Raw genomic sequence first — 16,969 nt, 5'->3', positions numbered from 1 at the left:
ACCGCGCAGCCGATCGGGAACCGGCGAAGCGTTTCGCGCCACCAGCCACGGGCACCATTGGGTGAGCACCGCCGCTCAGCGAGACGTCGTCAGCCGACGAGGTCCGTGCGCGGGCGCGGGAGAGGATCGTCATGGGACTCGACGACAAGATCGAGAACAAGACCCAGGAAGTTGCGGGCAAGGCCAAGCAGGGCGTCGGCGAGGCCACCGATGACAAGGACCTCAAGGCCGAGGGCAAGGCGGACGAGACGTCGTCGAACGTCAAGCAGGCCGGCGAGAAGATCAAGGACGCCTTCAAGAGCTGAGCAGGGTACGACCTGCGAACGGGGCCGGCATCCACTGACGGAGCCGGCCCCGGCGCCGTGCCCGCGCCCGGACGTGGCGGCCGAGAGATGGCCGCCCGGGTGGCGTAGTGTCACGTGTACAGGCAAAAATGTCGGACATGCTGCTGCCCTGGCCCTCGGCGGTTCCCCGTGTCAGGGAGAGGTGCAGCCGTGCGGAGTTGCTATCGGCTCGAAGCAGTGTGGCCCCGGCGCGCGGGACCGCCCGGTGACTGCCGTGGATGAGCGCATCGTCCGGGTGGCCCGCCTGATCGGGGACGAGCCGGCACGGCCCGGTGACCGCGCCGGCGCCGCCGGGATCCTGCGCCGCTTGTGCAAGGCCGCGGAACGCGCCCTGTCCGCCTCGGGCGTGGGGGTGAGTGTGGTCGCGGGACAAGGGATGCGAGGTGTGGCGGCGGTGTCCGAGCCGGCCTATGGACCGCTCGAGGAGCTGCAGTTCACGCTGGGTGAGGGTCCGTGTCTGGACGCGTTCACCACCCGTCTGCCGGTGCTGGTGCCCGACCTCGCCGACGGTGCGATGCGGCGCTGGCCGGGCTACGCGTCCGAGTTGCACGGCCGCGGCATGCGAGCGGTATTCGCGTTCCCGTTGCAGGTCGGCGCCGCACGCCTCGGCGCTCTCGACGTGTTCCGGGTCGAGCCGGGCTCCCTGACGACCGGCCAGTTCCGCGACGCGCTGACGTTCGCCGACGTGGCAGTCACGACGCTGCTCGACGGGCAGGCGGAGGCCGCCCCGGGCACGGTGGCCGACGGGCTGGACGAGGTGATGGGCCAGCGTGCGGAGCTGTTCCAGGCGCAGGGGATGGTGGCGGTGCAGTTGGGAACCTCGCTGACCGACGCGCTGGCGCAACTGCGGGCCTTTGCGTACGCCCATGACCGGCCGCTGGGCGATGTGGCGCGCGACGTCGTCGCGCGTAGGCTTTCGTTCGACAGCGACCAGTCGTGACCGCCGTCGGAACCGTAACCGGAGAGGGGCGGTAAACCGCTGTGACCACTGTTTCCGCCGAACGGCTCGCGACATTGTTCGTCAAGGTCGCCGACACGCTCGTCGACGAGTTCGACGTCGTCGAGTTCCTCCAGATGCTCACCCGGCAGGTGGCCGGGTTGTTCGACACCGGCGAGGTCGGGCTGATGCTCGCCGACCACCGCGGCCGGCTGACCTTCATGGCGGCGTCCGACGAGAGCGCCCGGCTCCTGGAGCTGTTCCAGCTGCAGCACGATGACGGCCCGTGCCTGGACGCGTTCCGCAGCGCCCGGCCGGTCACCAACGTGAACCTGGCCGCGGCGACGGACAAGTGGCCCCAGTTCGCACCCCGAGCCGCGCGGAGCGGCTTCGAGTCGGTGCACGCGTTCCCGTTGCGCCTGCGCCGGGAGGTGATCGGGGCGATGGGCGTGTTCGGCAGCGCCACCGAGCTGGACGACGCGGACACCTCCATCGTGCAGTCGCTGGCCGACGTCGCCGTGATCGGGCTGCTGCAGGAGCGCGCCATCCGGCGCGGCGAGGTGCTCACCGAGCAACTCCAGGGCGCGCTGAACAGCCGGATCGTCATCGAGCAGGCCAAAGGCATCGTCGCCCAGGCCCGTGGGCTGACCCCGGACGAGGCGTTCACGCTGATCCGGCACCACGCCCGCACGAACAACCGCCGCCTCAGCAACGTCGCCAACGCCATCGTCACCGAGCTTCCCACCCTGCCGGATCTGACAGCCTGAGCGTGTGAAGTTCGGGCGCGCAGCGCACCCGAACTTCACACAACGGTTCTCGCGGCGGCGGGGCCGGGTTGCCCGTCGGCCCGGCGCGGGCCTACCTCGATCGCGCCTCGCGCAGCGGGGCGCCGACCTCGTGCAGATAGCGCAGCGCCTGCCGGTACGACTCGACGAGGCTCGTCTCCACGTACGGCACGCCGACCCGCTCGCAGTACGCCCGGACGATGGGCTGTGCCTTGCGCAGGTTCGGCGTGGGCATCGCCGGGAACAGGTGGTGCTCGATCTGATAGTTCAGGCCGCCCAGCGCCATGTCGATCAGCGGTCCGCCGGTGACGTTGCGCGAGGTGACGACCTGCTTGCGCAGGTAGTCCTCGTCGCCGGTCGGGTGCGGCATGCCCTTGTGGTTCGGCGCGAACGTCATCCCGAGGTACACCCCGAACACCGCCTGGTGCACGAGGAAGAACACCAGGGCCTGCGCCGGCGACAGCACCAGGAGCAGCGCGGACGCGTAGCCGACGAAGTGCAGGGCCATCAGCCCCGCCTCCAGGCCGCGGTGCTTGATGCCGGGGTGCCGCAGCGCCTTGATGCTGGAGATGCGTAGGTCGATGCTGAGCAGCGTCAGCAGCGGGAAGAACAGCCCGGCCTGGTGACGGCTGATGAACCCCTTCACCCCGCGGCGGCCCCAGGCCGACTCGGTGGCCCAGATCAGCACCTCGGGTCGGACATCCGGGTCGAGATCGTCGTGGTTGGGGTTGTTGTGGTGGCGGGTGTGCTTGTCCATCCACCAGCCGTAACTCATGCCGATCCCGACGTTGGCCGCGAGCCGGCCGACCAGGGCGCTGGGCCGCTTCGTCCGGAACACCTGCCGGTGCGCCACGTCGTGCGCCAGCAGGCCCGCCTGCGAGAACGTCACCCCCAGCACGGCGGCCACCGCGACGGTCCACCAGGAGGAGCCGACCAGGAAGAAGGCCGCCCATCCGCCGAGGAACAAGGCGGTCACGACGCTCATCCGCACCGCGTAATAGGCGGGTCGCCGCTCGAGCAACCCGGCGTCGACGATCTGACGGTTCAGGGCGGCGAAATCGCTGCCGGCCGGTCTCGGCCGCTGCGTGACAGGTGCGCTCATGGCGCGACTCCTAAAAATCTGCTTGCCTCGCACGGGATGGCCGGACGGGCGAACGGGGCGTGCGGACGAGGCCGCGGAGTCTGGACGGCCGCCGCGTCACCGTGGGGCGGAGACTGCGGCAGGCACAGAGTTACCCGGTCGGCGGAACGGCAACCAGATTCGTCGAGGATGGCACAACGGCGGTGGGCGCGTCCCCCGTTCGAGGCAGCCCGGCAGATTGTCACTTCCGCGCGCTCTCGGCATCCGCCGACGGGAGTAACTTGAAAGCGAATCCGCCGGGAGGCGGAGGAGCCCTGTCTCGCCTCCAGCCATGGCCGCCCCTGAGACGCCGATCGCAGCGGAGCCCCGACGATGAACACCCGACACGACAGCGATCCTTTCGTCGACGAGATCGAACAACGCCTCACCGTCACCGAGGTGGGCGGCCACGATGGCGTCGTCCTGGTCGCGGTCACCGGTGACCTGGACATCGCCACCGCGCCCGCGTTCCGCCGGCGGCTGTCCGCGATCCTCGACGGCCACCCCGGCCGGCGGGTGGACCTGGACCTGTCCGCGCTGGATTTCTGCGACCTCACCGGCCTGCGCGCGTTGTACGCTCTCGGCTCGGCCGACGGTCACGAGCGGGGGCTGGTGCGGATCAGCACGGCCGGGCCGTCGCTCGACCTGCTGCTGAACCTGTGCCAGGCGCCGGTGCTGCTGGATTACGCCCCGCACCGGGATCAGCGCGCCGCCGGGTGAGTGCTCAGGTCGTACACCAGAAGGGTTGATCGTCGTTTGGTCCCGGTTTCCGAGTCGGCTCTGCTGGTGGCGGCGCGGGCGGGGGACGCGGACGCGTTCGCTGCCGTCGTCGGCCCGTTCCGCGGTGAGTTGCACGCGCACTGCTATCGCATGCTGGGTTCCTTCCACGATGCCGAGGACGCTGTCCAGGAGACTCTCGTCCGGGCGTGGCGGGCGCTCGACCGGTTCGAGGACCGCGGATCCGTCCGGCCGTGGCTGTTCCGGATCGCCACCAACCGGTGCCTCTCGATGCTGGACGGGCGGGGCCGGCGGGAGCTTCCCGTTGATCTCGACGACGCCGCCGGCACCGAGGTGGCCTGGTTGCAGCCCTACCCGGACGACCGCCTGGGCCCGGAGCCGCGGGCCCTGGCGCGGGAGAGCGTCGAGCTGTCGTTCGTCACCGCGCTGCAGCGCCTGTCCGGCCGGCAACTCGCGGTGCTGCTGTTGCGGGAGGTGCTGGGTTTCAGCGCACGCGAGGTGGCGGGCCAGCTCGACACGAGCGTGGCCGCTGTCAACAGCGCGATGCAGCGGGCCCGTGCGGTCCTCGACCCGGCGCTGCCCGCCGTGACCCAGCAGGCGACGCTGCGCCGGCTCGGCGACGAGGCCGTGCGGGACCTGGCCCGGCGGTACGCGCGGGCGTGGGAGTCAGGCGACGTCGGCACCATCGTCTCGCTGCTCACCGAAGACGCGCGGTACTCGATGCCGCCGGTGCCCACCTGGTTCGCCGGCCGGGCGGCGGTCCGCGAGTTCCTGCTGGCCGGCCCGCTGACCTACCGGTGGCGTTTCGTGCACACGACCGCTAACGGTCAGCCGGCCTTCGGCACCTATCGCTGGGACGAGCAGCGGGGCGCCTACCTTCCCGGAGGTCTCGACGTCCTGGCGCTGCGTGACGGGGCCGTCGAGGAGGTCGTGTCGTTCCTGGACGCCGATCTCGTGGTGTTCGGTCTGCCACCGATGCTGCCGGCCGGACCCTGACCGGATCTTCGGTGCGGCGATGGATTCCGCGCGCGCGCCGGGTTGTACCGGTGAAAGGAGGCACACATGGTTGTGCACCAGAACCGGGACGACGAGAAAGTCATCACCGAGCTGATCGAGCGCTGGGCGGCCGCCGTCCGGGCGGGTGACCTGCCGGGCGTCGTGGCCGATCACGCCCGCGACATCGTGATGTTCGACGTGCCGCCGCCGCAGGACGGGGTCCGCGGCATCGGCGCGTACCGGGAGACCTGGCCGCCGTTCTTCCGCTGGCTGGCCGTCGGCGCCGTCTTCGAGATCGTCACCACCGAGGTGACCGCCGGAGCCGACGTCGCCTTCGCCCACCTGCTGTTGCGGTGCGGTATGCCGGACGAGCTCGCCCGCGATCCCGGTCATCGGCTGCGGATCACGCTGGGGCTCCGCAAGGAGGCGGGCCGGTGGATCGTCGCCCACGAACATCACTCGTTCCCGCTGACCGAACCCGCCGGCCGGGCAGCCGCGGAACAGGAGATCAGGACTCTGCACGAGCAGTGGTCCGGGCAGACGGCGGCGAAGGACCTGGACGGCTTGATGGCCGGCATCGCCGACGACGTCGTCTCGTACGAGCACGTGGCGCCCCTGGCGCACGTCGGCCGGGCCCAGGTCCGGGAGGTCTGCCGGGACGGGCTGGACGCCGACGGCGCGGTGAGCTGGCAGGTACCGGACCTCACCGTCGTCACCGCGGACGACCTCGCGGTCGCGTGGGGCCTCGACCGGGTGCGGGTCGAAGCGGCGGACGGACAGGTGACCGAGACGTGGTCCCGGGGCACCCGCGTGTTCCGGCGCACCGATTCGGGATGGTCGATGGTGCACCAGCATCTGTCGTACCCCGTGGATCCCGGGACTGAGACCGTTCGTACCGACCTGCGGCCCTGACCGGCGTCGGCATCGCCCGTGGCGGCGCCGATGCCGACGCACCGGCGGCCGGCGCCGTGACTGGCGTAGTCTGGGGCCTGTCGCTCCAGAATCCGGCGGCTCCGTCCATCGCCGACAACTGATTCCAGAGAGCTGACACCATCATGACCATCGCCAAGGCCGCCGTCCTCGCCGCTCTGCGCGAGCGCGGCCAGCACGACCGGGCCAAGTTCGTCGACCGCGAGCTGCCGGAGGACATCGAACTCGACCGGCACGGCGGGCTGCTGGCCATGCTCCGCCTCGATCCCGCCCGGTTGGCCGAAGAAAAGACCTCGTGACAGGCCTCAGGTACGGCCTGCTCAGCACCCATCCGCCCACCCGCTGCGGGCTGGCGACCTTCAACGCCGCGCTCGCCGCCCACCTGCACGAGGCCGGCCACCCCAGCGGGGTCGTCCGGGTCACGGCGACCGGCGACGACCTCACACCCACGCCCGCGGTGGTGCACACCTGGGCGGGCGCGTCACCGGCCGGCTGGCGCGACAGCGCCGAGGTGCTGAACACCTTCGACGTCGCCGTGGTCCAGCACGAGTACGGCATCTATCCCGGTCGTGACGGCGGCGAGGTCCTGTCCGTCCTGCGCCGGCTCACCGTGCCCAGCATCGTCGTCCTGCACACCGTGCTGGCCCGGCCCACCCCGAGACAGAAGTCGCTGCTCGAACAGATCGCCGCGGCCGCCGGCGCGGTCGTGACCATCACCGTGGCCGCGCACGACCGGCTGGTCACCGGCTACGCCGTCGACCCCGCGAAGGTCTCGGTGATCCCGCACGGCGCCTCCGACTTCGCCGGGCCGCCGACCCGCCGGCACCCCGGGCCGCACCTGCTCACCTGGGGCCTGCTGGGCCCGGGCAAGGGCATCGAGTGGGCGCTGCGGAGCCTGGCCCGCCTGAAGAGCCTCGATCCGGCGCCGGTCTACACCGTGGCCGGCCGGACCCATCCCAAGGTCGTCGAGCAGCACGGCGAGGCGTACCGGGCGAGCCTGCACCAGCTCGGCGCGGCCCTCGGCGTCGCGCACAACGTCCGCTACGAGTCGTCCTATCTGGACGAGGCGGCGCTCGGCGCCCTGATCCGGTCCGCCGATGTCGTGGTGCTGCCGTACGACTCCACCGAGCAGGTCACCTCGGGCGTCCTCGTCGAGGCGGTGGCGGCGCGGATCCCGGTCGTCGCCACGGCCTTCCCGCACGCGGTGGAGCTGCTCACCGACGGGCCCGGCCTGGTCGTGCCGCACAAGAACCCGGCCGCCCTGGCGACCGCCATCCGGAAGATCCTCACCAAGCCCGCGGTCGCCGCCGCCCTGCGCGAGCGCGACGATCAGGCCGAACCGACCCTGCGGTGGCCCGCCGTCGCCCGGCGTTATCACGATCTGGCCGCGACCCTCGTCGCCGCCGGCGCCAGCCCGGTCGCGGCGGCCGGGACATGACCGCCGGTGCCACCGCCACGGCGGCGAGACCGGGCCGGGCCGTTCCCGCGCCCCCCTTCGCCCACCTGGCACGGCTTACCGACGACACCGGCCTGTTCGAGCACGCCCGGCACGCCACCGTCCGGCGCGAACACGGGTACTGCACCGACGACGTGGCCCGCGGCCTGATCGTCACCAGCCGCGAGGCCGACCCGTCCGCCGAGGTGGTGCGCCTCGCGGAGTGTTATCTGGCCTTCCTCAGCCACGCGCAGGACGCCCACGGCGCGTTCCACAACCGGCTGTCCTTCACCCGCTCCTGGACCGATCAGCCGGCACTGGGCGACTGGTGGGGACGAGCCCTGTGGGGCCTCGGCACCGCCGCCGCCCGATCCCCGATCCCGTGGATCCGCCGGGAAGCCCTGCTCGTCTTCACCCGGGGAGCTGCCTGCCGGGCCGCCGACCCGCGGGCCATGGCCTTCGCCGCGCTGGGCGCCGCCGAGCTGCTCCGGGTGGATCCCGGCAACGAGCCGGCCGCCGCCCTGCTGACCGACGCGGCGGCCGCCATCGGGCGTCCGGACCCCGATCCGCGCTGGCCGTGGCCGCAGGACCGGCTCACCTATGCCAATGCCGCCCTCGCCGAAGCCCTCATCGCGGCCGGTGACCTGCTCGACGACCCACCCGTGCTGATCGCCGGCCTGCGGATGCTGACGTGGCTGCTGGACATCCAGCTCAGCGACGGCCACCTGTCCGTCCTGCCGGCGGCGGGCTGGCAGCGTGGCGGCCCCCGGCTGCGGCACGACCAGCAACCGATCGAGGTGGCCGCGCTGGCGGACGCCTGCGCCACCGCCGCCGCCATCACCGCCGACCAGATCTGGTACGAGGCGGTGCGCAGGTGCATCGCCTGGTTCCTCGGTGACAACGACGTCGGCCAGATCATGTGGGACCCGGCCACCGGCGGTGGTTACGACGGGCTGACGCTGCACGGGGTCAACCTCAACCAGGGTGCCGAGTCGACGCTCGCCCTCGTCTCCACCCTCCAGCACCACATCGCCGCATAGGACACTGCTAACCGCGACGCGGGATCACGTCACCGTGGCCCACACCACCTTGCCCCCGCGTGTCGGCATCGCGCCCCAAGCCGCGGCGATCATGTTCACCAGCCGCAGGCCCCGCCCCCGTTCGTCGAGCGGGGCCTGCGGACTGACGAGCTTCGGCACGCTCAGGCGCGGGTAGCCGGCGGCGCAGTCATGGATGGCGACGTGCAGCCCGGTGCCGCCGCGTGCCACGGTGACGATGAAGTCGGTGCCGGCGTGCTCCACCGCGTTGGCAGCCAGCTCGGGGACGATCAGGCGGCTGTGCTGGATCAGGTCCGGGAGACGCCACGCCTCACACGCCTGGTCGACGAGCGCGCGGGCGTCTCGCACGGATGCCGGCCGGGGCTTCAGACGGACCTGTGGACGGTCGGCACGGGACATCCGCTCGGCGATCGCCGCGCGAGCCTCCGGCACGGTGGCGAACACCGTGGGCTGCGGCCCTTGGAGACGCCGGATGCGCCGGCTCAACACTGCCGTGACGGGCAGGCAGAACGTCACGCGCACCGGTGTGGTCGCGAACCGGGCCCGTTGCCACAGCGCCATCCAGAACGGCAGGCTCGCCCCGTCGGGATCTTCAAGACCGTGCAGGTCGACGATGACCGAGGCGGACGGCCCGGCCAGGCACAGGTCCAGCGCGGCGGACACGCGCTCGCCCAGGTGAGCGGACCAGGTGCCGTGTGCCGTCAGTTCGGCCACCGCCATGCCGGGGTCAGTGGTGACGGCCACGCCCACGCCGACACCGCCGGTGACGAGGACGAGCGGGGCCGGCGCGTACGCCGGCCGAGCCCGCGGGCGCCGGTCGGCAGCGGTCACAGTGCAACGTCCGTGCGCCTGAGGCGGTGGTCCGGTCGGACCAGAAAGGGCGTCCTGGCCGGACAGTGGGCAAGGTTCACAGCTACTCCCGGGCACCTTCTCAGAACGGGTGCGCCCACCAGGGGCTGGGGTAGCGGGCCGGCGACGAGGCGTCGTTCCCGGCCTCGTAACCGTATATCAACCCGTCAGAGTTCGGCGATCACCCTCAGTACTGAATCGGAACGGCGGGGCCCTCGGGCCTGAACGGCGACGCCATCGCCCTCGCTTGTCAGGCGCAGGGCACGCGGATGGAACGATCGCTCGCCGAGCTGGGCCGGGGCACCGGGCACCGGGCACCCCGACTTCGACGCCGATTTCGCGGTCGTTCCCGACGGGCTGCTCGACCATGCCACGGGGCAGGAGAGGGACGAGTTTCCCGCTGCTGCGACGCGAGGTGTCCGCGCAACGGCTGCACATGATGGCCCGTGCGATGCCCGACATCCAAGTGATGGCCCTCGACTGAGAGCTCTGGTGGAGCCCGGCGCCGCTGTACGACTCACGTCGTACCCCCGGCAGATCGCGGAGCCCGGATCAGGCGCGTCGGATGATCTGTTCGACGGGCAGGCGCGGCGCGTGCGGCGGTTGGCCGGCCGCGGCATCCTGCCGGCCGAGGCGCAGAAGCAGGTACGGGTGTCCCACGCTCGCGATGATCGCCCGCATGGCTTGACGGCTGGCGATCACCTCGATCGGGGCGCTGTACGGCACCACGCCGACGCCGTGTGCGGTAGCGGTGAGCCAACCGGCGGACAGCGCCTCACCGGCACGCAGCCAGTCGATCGGGGCGTCGCCACGACCGTAGAGCATGACGAACACCGCCGACTCGTCGTGTCCGGCCCCGACCGGCAGTTCACCGTGATGACCGAAGTCGCGGCCCGGCACCGTGGTCGGTGCGGCCCGGACCGGGATCGCCGCGTCGGGGACACCCGACCCGGATGATCGGATGCCGCCGCTCCACATCGCGAGCTCCGCCCGCCAGGCGGGGTCCACTGCCTCGCTGCGCTGCGCATGACCGACCGCCGCGGCCAGCTCGCCGACCTGATCGGGTCGCAGCGTGTGCAGCTCGGTGTCCCCGGTGTGCAAGGCCGCCATGATGTCGGCGAGGGCAGCCGGGGCGATCGGCTCACCGCTGATCGGGCGCCGGTCGGTGTGCCGCAGCGGAATGGCCCGCAGACATTCGATCGACACCGGGTCGGCGGGCTCCCGGCCGGCCACGCGGAGCCGGGCGAGCACGCCGGGATCGCCGTCGAGCGGTGTCCGCGTCACCGTGGCCTGCCAGCCCTGGGCCCGTAACGCCACGTACGCATGGTGCAGGGCCGCACCGCAGCTCAAGGTCGCCAGGCGCGCTTCGGGGTCGGTCACCCCCATGATCCGCTCGGAGGCGAGACGCAGTTCGAGCGTGTCAGCGGTGAGCCGCCACTGCCAGGGCTGGGTGTTGCAGATGGACGGGGCGTACCCGCCGATGGCGGCGGCCTCGGCAAGAGCGTGGGCGGCGACCTGAGTGTCGGTCGGATGGGTCAGGGCGTCACTGAACATCACAGATTCCTTCGAGCCACACCATCGGTGAACACGGGACCGACACCCCGGTCGAGGTGCCGGACGTCGGTCGTTCCCGCGAGGTCCAGGCGGCAGAAATACGCATCAGTGGCAGGACGCGGGCGACAATGCCGCATAGGCCGCGTCTCACCGCAAGCCTACGCCGATCCGGCATCCGCGGGTGGAGCGTCGGCACGGTCGAATCCTGCGCCGCCCTGGCGGCTCGTGCGGAACGCAGCCCCAGAGGCGATCCGGCCCGTCGGGGCCTCGTCGTGCCGGGCGGGCCGGGGCGGGTTGACCTATCGTTGAGTGCAGCGGTGGTGCCACTTCATCGCCGCTCGCTGCTCCAGACTTCGGTAGCGCACCCTTTCCTGCCAGGTGCCTGGAGCTCCCTTGACCACCGGACATCACCTCGTCCACATGCCCTCGAACCCCTCGCGGGGCAACGCCGTGCGCCACGGCAGGCGACAGGTCCGGCGCCCGGCCGTCGACCCACCGACGGCCTGAACCGCGGCGAGCCCGACCGGGCCGGTCGACGGTGACCACCGTCGACCACGTGGAGCGGTCACGCTGTGCGCAACCTCCCTATCTGGTGACCACCGGGACCGACCGCCGAGCGGTGTCGGTGCACGTCACGGCCGACGCGAGCACCACCGTGGTGGAGATGACGGTGCACGGCCAGTGGTCGCAGGACCTCGCCAGGCGGGTGGAGACCACTCTGCGACTGTGCCTGGCCGGCCCGGCCTCGGCGGTCGTCATCGACGTGCACGACGTGCGCGATCTCCATGGCGTGAGCCGGACGTTCTGGACGGCGGCGGTGCGACGGGCCCGGCTCGGCGCGGTTCCCGTCCAGTTGGCGTTGTGCCTGCCCGCGGGGACGATGCTGGACCACCACCTGCGGCACAGCGACGGAGACCGGCCGTTGCTGTTCGCCACCATGCCGCAGGCACGCCGGGCGATCGCCGAAGGCCTGCCGCGCCGGCCCCGGGTGCAGGTCCGTCTGCGCCCCGACCCGAGTTCGGTCACGGCCGCGAGAGATCTCGTCGCGCAGGTCTGTCAGCGCTGGCAGCTGCCTCAGCTGCGGCACGACGCCGCGCTGATCGTGTCGGAGCTGACCGCCAACGCCGTGCGGCACGCTCGCACCGATCTGGTGCTCACTGTGTCGCTCCTCGGCTCCCGCCTGCACGCGGCCGTCCGGGACGGCGACACCCGGTATCCACGCCTCGGCGAAACAGTCGTCCCGCTCGCCGAAGGCGGCCGCGGGCTGCGCCTGATTCATGCTGTCGCCCAAGCTTGGGGCACCATGCCCGCTCGTGGCGGCAAGGTCGTCTGGGCCACGATGTGCACGGATGGCCCCGGGCGCTGCTGCGCGACCGCGCCGACCTGCTGATCCTGGACGAGCCGAACGCCGGCCTGGACGCCGAGGCGGAACACGAGGTGCACCGGCAGCTCGGCGCGCTCCGGGCCGGCCGCACCAGCCTGCTGATCTCGCGCCGGCTCAGCACGGTCCGCGACGCGGACACCATCGTCGTGCTGGCCGACGGCCGGGTGGCCGAGCAGGGCACGCACGACCAGCTGATGGCCACCGAAGGGCGGTATGCCCACCTGTTCCGCCTCCAGGCTGCGGGCTACCAGACCGACGCCGTGTCACAGGCCGGCAGCCGCGCAGGTGGCCCGAAACCGGTGTGTGAAGTTCGGGTGCGAATCGCACCCCAACTTCACACAGCGCCGGCTGGTCGTGGGGCTGTCTCGATCGGTGCTCGGTGTCGATGATGGAAGCCGCGGTCAGCAGCCGGAGTGGACGAAACCGGCCCACGACGTCAGCGGGAACGGGTCGCCGGGGCGGTAACCGGCGAGCAGGTCCGGCGGGATGCCGGCGGTGGACCGCTGCGGGTCGAGCATCCACAGCTGGGCGGCGTGCAGCGCCTCCGCCGGGGTGCGCCCCACAACCCGCAGGTGGTGGTGGGCCATGAACATCAGCAGGCACGTGTCGCGGTCCGGCACCGGCCACAGCGAGCCGATGACGGTCCGTGCACCGGCCGCCAGGAAGGAGGTGGCCAGGCTCAGCACCTCGTCGTGGTCGTCGCCGCCCACGCTGGTGGTGCAGGCGGCGAGGAAGACGTCCTGGACGTCCAGCGCCGCGCGCTGCGAGGCCTCCAGGAGGGTTCGGACGGAGAGTTCGGCGGGACCGGCCAGCAGCAGGTGCGCGTCGGCGGGGGTGCGCGGGTCGACGGAGCCGTGGCAGGCGAGGTGCAGGGCGGCCGGTCCGGCGGGCCGGTCGGTGATCCAGCGCAGCACGTCGTCCGGGGTGCCGGCGGCGTCCGCCTGCTCGGCCGGCTGCCCGTAGTAGGTCGCTCCGGGGTGGAACGCCTCGCGGATCGCGAGCGCCTCCCGGCCGGCGTAGTGCAGGTCGCCGGTCGGGTTGCCGACCACCAGTGCCGAGGTGATCAGCGGGGAGCGGCCGGTGGCGGCGGTGGTGCAGAAGGAGCGGGCCGACGGGCTGTACGAGATGATCGCGTCGTGCAGGGCGTACCGTCGCGGGGTCTGCTTCTTGTCGAAGGCGGCGTGCCAGGGAATCAGTCCGAGCGTGCCCAGCGGGATCAGCACGATCCGCGCCGGCCGGGACGGCAGGGTTTGCAGCACCGGGCCCATCGCGGCCTCCCACGCCCACACGCACAGCGTCTCCAGTCCCGCCTCGGGCCGGGTGACGCCGACGGCGCCGAGGTCCCGGCCGCCACGGGTCTGCTCGCCGCGGTACGCCGCGAGTGGCGAGCCCGGCCCGGGCCGCAGATCGGGCAGGGGCAGCACGATCGGATCACCGGCGGCCGGTACGACCACCGCGCTCCCGTGCCGGTCACCCTCCCCGCCGACCAGGTAGACCAGTGCGTGCGTGCCGGTGGCCCGCAGCGCGGCGCGGATCTCGGCCGTGCCGACCGGCTCGAAGCCGGCCACCCGGTCGCCGCCGAGCGCCCGCAGCACCCGCAGGCGCAGGTCGTCGGGAACCTCGGTGCCCGGCGATCCGCCGGCGGGCATGGCCAGCCCACTGATCAGGTCGTGGCCGAGCCCCGCGGTGTCCCGCCACTGTTTCGCCAGCTCCGGGTGGCCTTCGCGGTCCAGCCGGTCGGCCATCGACCGGGACGTGCCGGCGGCGCGCAGGACCAGCCCGCGTCCCGCGTCCAGGGCGGCGACCAGTTGCTCGACGGCTGCCGGATCCTGGTGCCGGTCGGCGAGGCACCAGTCCGCGACCTGGCGGGCGTCGGCGGCGGCAGCCCGGGCGGACAGGATCGAGTGGTCGGTGCCGGCCTGGGCGAAGACCTGCCAGGCGTGGCCCTGCAGAGCCGACATCCCGAGGTCGCGGGTGGCCCGCGGGCCGGGTGTCCCGCTCAGCCGCAGCGCCTGCGCCCGGCCCATGGCCAGGCGTGGCCAGAGCGGGAAGCCGACCCCGCCGGCCCGGTCCATGCTGTCGGCGAACCAGTGGGCGGCGCGGGACGCGTGCGCGAGGTTGCCGGGCCAGCGCCGGGCCAGTTCGAGGTGGGTCTGGGCGGCGAGCATGGCACCGCCGAGAAGGGACCGCCGGTCGTCCGGGGCCGTCCGGACGAGCAGGTCCTCGATCCGGGCGGCCAGCTTGCGCATCAGGACCAGGTCGTTGCGGGCGCCGGCCTGGCCCAGCGCCGCGGAGGCGGCGGTCATGGCAGCGGCCGTCCACAGGGCGGGCGGAACACCGTCGCCCGGCTCGGGCGTCGGGATCGTGACCGGTGGGGAGCCCAGCGGGTCGCCGACGGCAACGACCGCGCGCAGCATCGTCAGCAGTGCCAGATCAGCGCCGGAGAGGTCGAGCTTCTCCAGGACCGGCAGCACCTCGGCGGCGGCCCGCCCGGCCCCGGCGGCGTCGTTGCCCTGCATCAGCCCCATCACCCGCGAGTAGGCGCCGATCACCTGGCGGTCGGTGTCGCCGATCGGGACGCTGCGCGAGATCTGGTCGTCCGCGGGCTCCGGCCGGGGCTCGAACCCGTGCCGGCGCGCTGCGTCGGCGGCACGCCGGTAACCGGTCGAGCTGGAGGTGCCGTGACCGGCCAGCGCCAGCGTCAGGCGCAGCCGCAGGGAGAGGTCGGTTGCCGGATCACCCGCGCCGCCGTAGGCCCGGGCGAAGTCGCGCATCCCGCCCTCGGCACCGGCCGCCGGTTCGAGGTTGCCCAGATGGTGCGCGATCTGGCCGCGGCCGGCGTCGATCAGGGACCGCCAGGCCGGGTCGTCGTCCGGGTGGGCCGCCGCCTGGTCCAGCAGGCGGCCGGCCCGTCGGGTGTCCAGCGTGCCGGTCTCGTCCGCGGCGGCCGCGATCGAGCCCAGGGCCAGGGTGAGCGCGACCGCGGCCCGCCGGCCGGGTTCGCCGGGACCGGCGGAGTCCAGGGCCCGGACTCCGGCCTCCACCGCGTCTCTGAGCCGCACCGAGCCCGGTGGCGGCCCGTGCCGGCCGTGCTGGGCCAGGGACTGTCCGGTCATCACCCGCTCGGCGTGCAACTGGAGCCGGTCGTCGGCGGAGATCGCGTCGTAGCGCAGCGCCCGGTCGAGCTGGACGGCGGCCGCTTCCAAGGCCTGCGGGTCACGGGCGAGGAGCCGGTTCGCCCGGGCCGCCGACTGCCACAGCGCCCACCCGCCGGGGTCGTCCCGCGCCTGGCGTGCCGCCTGGTCCAGCAGCCGGGCCGCGGTCCGTGCGTGTTCGGCCCGCCCGGTGTCCTCGGCGAGCAGGATCAGCAGTTCGCCCTGCATGCCCAGCACCCAGGGGTCCCCCTCGTCGCGGACCGCGTCGCACACCGCCACCCCGGCCTCGAGATCGGCGGTGGCGGCGACGCGGTTCCCGGCGCCGACCCGGGCCTGCCAGCGCTGCTGCAACCGGATCGCCAGCGCCGACGCGAGCCAGATCCGGATCTCCGGCTCGGAACTGTAGAGCCGGGTGGCGCGCCGCAGCACGCTGACGGCGCGGTCCAGATCTTCCAGGGCCGCGCGGCGGCCCAGCGCCTGCGCGAGCGTGACGGCGCCCAGCACCAGCCGGTGGTCGCTGATCCAGTCGCCGGCGACCGGGTCGTCGGCCAGCTCGTCCACCACCGGATCCAGCAGGGCGATGCCCTGATCCACGTCAGCGGCGCCCTCGATCAGCGCGACACCGCGCAACAGCCGCAGATAGCGGGCCACCGTCCGGTTCGCGGGGCGGCCGGCCAGCGCGACGAGTGTTCCGGCGAGCACGTCCCATGCGGCGGCGTCGTCGGCTGTCGCGGATCGGCGGTCCACGCACTGGTCCCAGGCCAGGTCGGCGAGGCGGACGACCTCGCGGTCCGGGTCGGTTTCCCTCATCTTCGCGACTCCTGACGACGGGTGCGGGCGTCAGGTACTGACGGACGGCCCATGCACACGGGTTTCGTAACTTTCGGGATCGGCCAGATCAGGGATGGTTCGGTATTTGCCTCTAGGGACATGCCGCCAGCACATCAATGGAGCAGCGGGCCATTTCACCTGGAAATACACGCTGAACGGTCGCACGAAGATCAGATGCGGTATTTCCGTGCCGTTTCCGAAAGTTGTTGACAAGCCCACACCCGGCACGCCACGATCTCGCAATGACGAGCCTCGATGGTCGTCATCCCCGCCACGAGGCACGACACCGGCTCACGGCTCCTTCCCCAGGTGATTCGTCGTGCCCGTGAGGCTGTTCCCCGCCGGCCCCTCCAGGAGGAGACATCCACATGACCGCAGATCTCACCCACCCCCCGAAGCACCACCGGCGTGGCCGGCTGCGTGTGCTGCTCGGTGCCGCGTTCGCCGCGGTGCTCGCGGTCACGGGCACAGCGCTGGCGCCCAGCGCGTTCGCCGAGGCCGACCGCACGGTCAGCTCGAACACCACCGGCACCCACAACGGCTACTACTTCTCGTTCTGGAAAGACAGCGGCAACGCCAGCATGACCCTGCGCGCCGACGGCCGGTACACCAGCAGCTGGGACCGCAGCACCAACAACTGGGTCGGCGGCAAGGGCTGGGCCACCGGCAGCCGCCGCACCGTCACCTACTCCGGCACCTACAACCCGGGCAACAACAACACCTACCTCGCCCTGTACGGCTGGACCCGCAACCCGCTGATCGAGTACTACGTCGTAGAAAACTTCGGCAGCTACAACCCCAGCAGCGGCGCCACCCGGATGGGCACCGTCACCACCGACGGCGGCACCTACGA

16 protein-coding genes are annotated in these 16,969 nt (G+C 72.4%); 12 read left to right on the top strand and 4 right to left on the bottom strand.

Features of this window, described 5'->3' with window-relative positions; all coding sequences use genetic code 11:
* Positions 1 to 131: 131 nt before the first annotated feature.
* From AC0NH5_RS04805 to AC0NH5_RS04795, 3 genes are all read left to right on the top strand, one after another.
* Positions 132 to 305 (top strand): CsbD family protein, encoded by a 174-nt coding sequence (locus tag AC0NH5_RS04805; protein WP_474400401.1) that lies wholly within the window; start codon positions 132 to 134, stop codon positions 303 to 305.
* Between the two features lie 244 nt (positions 306 to 549).
* The gene (locus AC0NH5_RS04800) at positions 550 to 1,284 is read left to right on the top strand and encodes a GAF and ANTAR domain-containing protein (protein ID WP_474400399.1); all 735 of its coding nucleotides are present in this window, start codon (positions 550 to 552) and stop codon (positions 1,282 to 1,284) included.
* A gap of 41 nt (positions 1,285 to 1,325) precedes the next feature.
* Positions 1,326 to 2,048 (top strand): ANTAR domain-containing protein, encoded by a 723-nt coding sequence (locus tag AC0NH5_RS04795; RefSeq protein ID WP_474400397.1) that lies wholly within the window; start codon positions 1,326 to 1,328, stop codon positions 2,046 to 2,048.
* Positions 2,049 to 2,139: 91 nt separating this feature from the next.
* Here the strand turns inward: AC0NH5_RS04795 and AC0NH5_RS04790 are convergent, their stop codons facing one another.
* The gene (locus AC0NH5_RS04790; protein ID WP_474400396.1) at positions 2,140 to 3,168 is read right to left on the bottom strand and encodes a fatty acid desaturase family protein; all 1,029 of its coding nucleotides are present in this window, start codon (positions 3,166 to 3,168) and stop codon (positions 2,140 to 2,142) included.
* Positions 3,169 to 3,519: 351 nt separating this feature from the next.
* Here AC0NH5_RS04790 and AC0NH5_RS04785 point away from each other — a divergent pair, with 351 nt between their 5' ends.
* The 6 genes from AC0NH5_RS04785 to AC0NH5_RS04760 all read left to right on the top strand — a co-directional run bounded on the left by AC0NH5_RS04785 (position 3,520) and on the right by AC0NH5_RS04760 (position 8,325).
* The gene (locus tag AC0NH5_RS04785) at positions 3,520 to 3,906 is read left to right on the top strand and encodes an STAS domain-containing protein (protein WP_474400394.1); all 387 of its coding nucleotides are present in this window, start codon (positions 3,520 to 3,522) and stop codon (positions 3,904 to 3,906) included.
* A gap of 36 nt (positions 3,907 to 3,942) precedes the next feature.
* On the top strand, positions 3,943 to 4,920 hold the full coding sequence (locus tag AC0NH5_RS04780; RefSeq protein WP_474400392.1) for a sigma-70 family RNA polymerase sigma factor: 978 nt from the start codon (positions 3,943 to 3,945) through the stop codon (positions 4,918 to 4,920).
* A gap of 66 nt (positions 4,921 to 4,986) precedes the next feature.
* Positions 4,987 to 5,832 carry a YybH family protein gene (locus AC0NH5_RS04775; protein ID WP_474400390.1) on the top strand — a complete coding sequence of 282 codons (846 nt, stop codon included), beginning with the start codon at positions 4,987 to 4,989 and terminating at the stop codon, positions 5,830 to 5,832.
* Between the two features lie 143 nt (positions 5,833 to 5,975).
* Positions 5,976 to 6,149, top strand: a complete 174-nt coding sequence (locus tag AC0NH5_RS04770; protein ID WP_474400389.1) for a hypothetical protein — start codon at positions 5,976 to 5,978, stop codon at positions 6,147 to 6,149.
* Positions 6,146 to 7,288, top strand: a complete 1,143-nt coding sequence (locus AC0NH5_RS04765) for a glycosyltransferase (RefSeq protein WP_474400387.1) — start codon at positions 6,146 to 6,148, stop codon at positions 7,286 to 7,288. Before AC0NH5_RS04770 ends, AC0NH5_RS04765 begins: the two co-directional genes overlap by 4 nt.
* On the top strand, positions 7,285 to 8,325 hold the full coding sequence (locus AC0NH5_RS04760; protein WP_474400385.1) for a glycosyltransferase: 1,041 nt from the start codon (positions 7,285 to 7,287) through the stop codon (positions 8,323 to 8,325). The genes AC0NH5_RS04765 and AC0NH5_RS04760 overlap by 4 nt, the downstream gene beginning before the upstream one ends.
* Positions 8,326 to 8,349: 24 nt before the next feature.
* Here the strand turns inward: AC0NH5_RS04760 and AC0NH5_RS04755 are convergent, their stop codons facing one another.
* On the bottom strand, positions 8,350 to 9,174 hold the full coding sequence (locus AC0NH5_RS04755) for an ATP-binding protein (protein WP_474400383.1): 825 nt from the start codon (positions 9,172 to 9,174) through the stop codon (positions 8,350 to 8,352).
* A gap of 570 nt (positions 9,175 to 9,744) precedes the next feature.
* Complete coding sequence (locus AC0NH5_RS04750; protein ID WP_474400381.1) at positions 9,745 to 10,746, bottom strand: Acg family FMN-binding oxidoreductase; 1,002 nt, start codon at positions 10,744 to 10,746, stop codon at positions 9,745 to 9,747.
* 556 nt (positions 10,747 to 11,302) lie between these two features.
* Between AC0NH5_RS04750 and AC0NH5_RS04745 the strand changes: the two genes are divergently transcribed.
* Both AC0NH5_RS04745 and AC0NH5_RS04740 read left to right on the top strand, forming a co-directional pair.
* Entirely contained in the window at positions 11,303 to 12,136 is an 834-nt protein-coding gene (locus AC0NH5_RS04745) for an ATP-binding protein (protein ID WP_474400379.1), read from the top strand.
* Positions 12,088 to 12,519: a hypothetical protein gene (locus tag AC0NH5_RS04740; protein WP_474400377.1), complete on the top strand. Its 432-nt coding sequence runs from the start codon at positions 12,088 to 12,090 to the stop codon at positions 12,517 to 12,519. Before AC0NH5_RS04745 ends, AC0NH5_RS04740 begins: the two co-directional genes overlap by 49 nt.
* Before the next feature lie 12 nt (positions 12,520 to 12,531).
* On the opposite strand, the gene AC0NH5_RS04735 is transcribed toward AC0NH5_RS04740, so the two are convergent.
* Positions 12,532 to 16,095, bottom strand: a complete 3,564-nt coding sequence (locus AC0NH5_RS04735) for a CHAT domain-containing protein (protein ID WP_474400376.1) — start codon at positions 16,093 to 16,095, stop codon at positions 12,532 to 12,534.
* 389 nt (positions 16,096 to 16,484) lie between these two features.
* Here AC0NH5_RS04735 and AC0NH5_RS04730 point away from each other — a divergent pair.
* Positions 16,485 to 16,969 (top strand): glycoside hydrolase family 11 protein (locus AC0NH5_RS04730; RefSeq protein WP_474400374.1); only part of this gene is annotated, 485 nt, incomplete at its 3' end.

The organism is Actinoplanes sp. 13, from assembly GCF_056134165.1.
This window is presented reverse-complemented; position numbering and strand designations above follow the sequence as displayed.